We start from the raw sequence: 2535 nt of genomic DNA, 5'->3' as shown, positions 1-2535 counted from the left end.
CTGTCACCAAAGGAGTCTCGAGTGTCAAAAACCGATGCCAGAACCAAGTTCCGTGTCATCGACGCCCAGGCCGATGCCCGGGGCGGGAGGCGTGGTGGTGGCGGGGTCGGCGGAGGCCGACGACGCACACAGCGCAACGGCGGCCGCGGCGAGCGCGGCAGCCGTGAATGTCCTTGCCGACATTGTGAATTCGCTTCCAGAAGTTCTTGTTCGACTCCTGTCCGTCGAATGGACCGCGCGGTGTGTTACCTCGTATCGGCCTGGATTCCGAAAGTTAGCGGCTGTGCCGGAGCATTCAAGACTGGACGTTTGCACAACTCCCTAACGGGCGAGCCCCCGATCCCCTAATTCGCTCCACTCGCCACCGTGGCGGCCGCCCAGGTGAATCCGTCCGGATCGGTGAATCCCGCGGCGCCGCCGCCGATGACCAGGCGGTGCGAGCCGTCGCCGTCCGAGGGCACGCCCGCGTCCTTGGCCAGCGCGCGCCGCTTGTAGAGCGCCAGCTTCACCGGGCCGGACGCCTCGAACTCGACATACATGGGCCCGAAACTCTTACCCACGCTCAGCCCGTGCTCGACGTAGAAGCGTTTGCTCGCGCCCACATTCGCGACTCCGAGCAGCAGCACCAGGGAGTCGAACCGCTTGACCGCCGGGCCGCTGTCCTTCTTCGCGGAGGTCGCCACCTTCCAGATCGCGCCGTCGGGCGCCTGCACGACACCGCCGTACCCCCACATCGACTTGGCCGCCGGTTTGAGCGAGGTCGCACCGGCGGCCAGCGCCGCGTCGAGATAGGCGTCGGCATCGGCGGGCTGGGCCACCACCAGCGAGAGGGTGAAGCCGCGGAATCCGGTGCTGGGCTCCTGCGCGGCCCGCAACCGCAGGCGGTCGTCGAGGCCGAAGGCGGTCGCATAGAAGTCGGCGGCGGCCTGCGCGTCGGCGACATCGAGAGTGATGTTTTCAATGGAAGTCATGTCCGCAACGCTAAGTCGACCCCACTGACCAGCGCTTCTCGATTCCTGATCAGTTCGCGGCGCCGGGCCTCACGCGGCGGTGCCGGGACTCACACCGTGGTGTGGAACTCCTCGACCGCGCGCACCGCCTCGGGCAGTTCGATGTGATCCTCCGGGTAGGCCCCGAGATGCCCGCCCGCCGGCAGCACGGTGGCCACCGCGCCCAGTTCGCGGACGAAGATCCCGACATGCTCGAGCGGCTCGGGGGCGTTGACCGGATCGTCGATGGCCTGCAGCACCCGGAACCCGTTGGCGGCGGCCCGGATTCGCGGCCAGTCGAAACCACCCGCGAAGAAGGAGGCGAGCAGGTCGTAGCCGACCTCGTGCGCCGACGCGGACACCAGCACCACGCCCGCGAAGACCCCGGCCTCGGGATCGTGGGACTCGAGCAGGCGCAGCACGTTCACCGCGCCGATGCTGTGGCCGACCAGGATGGTGTCCTCGGGTTTGCCGGATGCCGCCGCGGCGAGCGCGGTGCGCCACGGCTCCCGCTCGGGGGCGTCGGTGCCGGGCAGGTTGGGGATGACCACGTCGTGGCCGAGGCGGGTCAGTTCGGCGCGGAACGTAGGAAACCAGACGCTGTCCTCCCGGGCCTGCAAGCCGTGCGACACCACGATATTGCTCATCAAACAACTCCTAGATCGACTGTGGGGAAACCGAACGTGGCATGCGCGCCTGTCATTCCCCTGGCAGCGCCGCGGAGTCCCCAACCACGGAAGCCGGATACCCCCGAGGGGTTCCGAGCCGGGTGGCGACTATGCTGGCGTCCGTGGCCGACCAGCACGTTTCCCGACGAGCGACCGGAGCAATCCGGTGGCTGGGTGTGCTGGCCCTGCTACTGGGCATCGCCGCCATGCACGCGGGCGTGTTCTCGGTGGCAACGGCGACGACCCATGACACGGCGACGGCCGCGACCCACGACATGCCGATAGCCGCGACCCACGACACAGCAACGGCGGCGACATACGTTGAGCCGACGGCGACCGCGCCCGATATGACCGAATCGCCGACAATGCCCGATACGGCTGGGGCAGCGGCCGAGCGCGCGTTGCAGACGGTCGGCCACTCCCTTGCGGTCCTGTCCGCCCTCGCTATGGACAGCCATCCCGCCCCGATCCATGTGCAGCACGCGTGTGAGGTCTTCGTTCTCGCGGCCGCCACCTTGCTACTCGGCCTGGTCCTGCTCGGGTGGGTCAGCCGCGCACCGGAATCCGATCGGCTGGGCGCGGGTTCCGGGCGAGCGCATCGGGAGCGGCCGCCGCCCTGGACGGTCCCGTCCCTGACCCAGTTGTCGATTCTCCGCATCTGATGGATATGCGCGCCAACGCGATTCGTACATCGCGCTGGGGCTCCGCTGTGCCCGTGGGCCGAAGGTTTCGGCGACACGGCTCTCGATCCCTCTCGAATCCAGGAGATTTCGCATGTCCTCGAACGGTTTTCGCACGCCCCTGACCCGCCGCGGGCTCTTGGCGATGGGTACCGGCCTGGCCTCGGCCGCCGCGCTGTCCGCGTGCACGAAGAATGC

Annotated in this window: 3 protein-coding genes; 1 reads left to right on the top strand and 2 read right to left on the bottom strand. The window is 68.4% G+C overall.

The annotated features are described in order from the left end of the window. Nucleotides 1–344 precede the first annotated feature (344 nt). Both ACWELQ_RS43525 and ACWELQ_RS43520 read right to left on the bottom strand, forming a co-directional pair. On the bottom strand, nucleotides 345–971 hold the full coding sequence (locus tag ACWELQ_RS43525; RefSeq protein WP_452402823.1) for a glyoxalase: 627 nt from the start codon (nucleotides 969–971) through the stop codon (nucleotides 345–347). 89 nt (nucleotides 972–1060) lie between these two features. Next, a complete protein-coding gene (locus tag ACWELQ_RS43520; RefSeq protein ID WP_452402822.1) occupies nucleotides 1061–1636 on the bottom strand; it encodes an alpha/beta fold hydrolase in 576 nt (191 codons plus the stop codon). Nucleotides 1637–1779: 143 nt separating this feature from the next. Between ACWELQ_RS43520 and ACWELQ_RS43515 the strand changes: the two genes are divergently transcribed. Then, nucleotides 1780–2319, top strand: a complete 540-nt coding sequence (locus ACWELQ_RS43515) for a hypothetical protein (RefSeq protein WP_452402821.1) — start codon at nucleotides 1780–1782, stop codon at nucleotides 2317–2319. Nucleotides 2320–2535: the final 216 nt, after the last annotated feature.

This window comes from Nocardia sp. NPDC004722, from assembly GCF_053601505.1.
The sequence above is the reverse complement of the archived record's forward strand: the minus strand, read 5'-3'. Positions and strand labels throughout refer to the sequence as shown.

Coding starts and splice junctions, on each gene's coding strand:
- ACWELQ_RS43520 (WP_452402822.1), bottom strand. CDS start 1,636: ATGAGCAATATCGTGGTGTCGCACGGCTTGCAGGCCCGGGAGGACAGC.
- ACWELQ_RS43525 (WP_452402823.1), bottom strand. CDS start 971: ATGACTTCCATTGAAAACATCACTCTCGATGTCGCCGACGCGCAGGCC.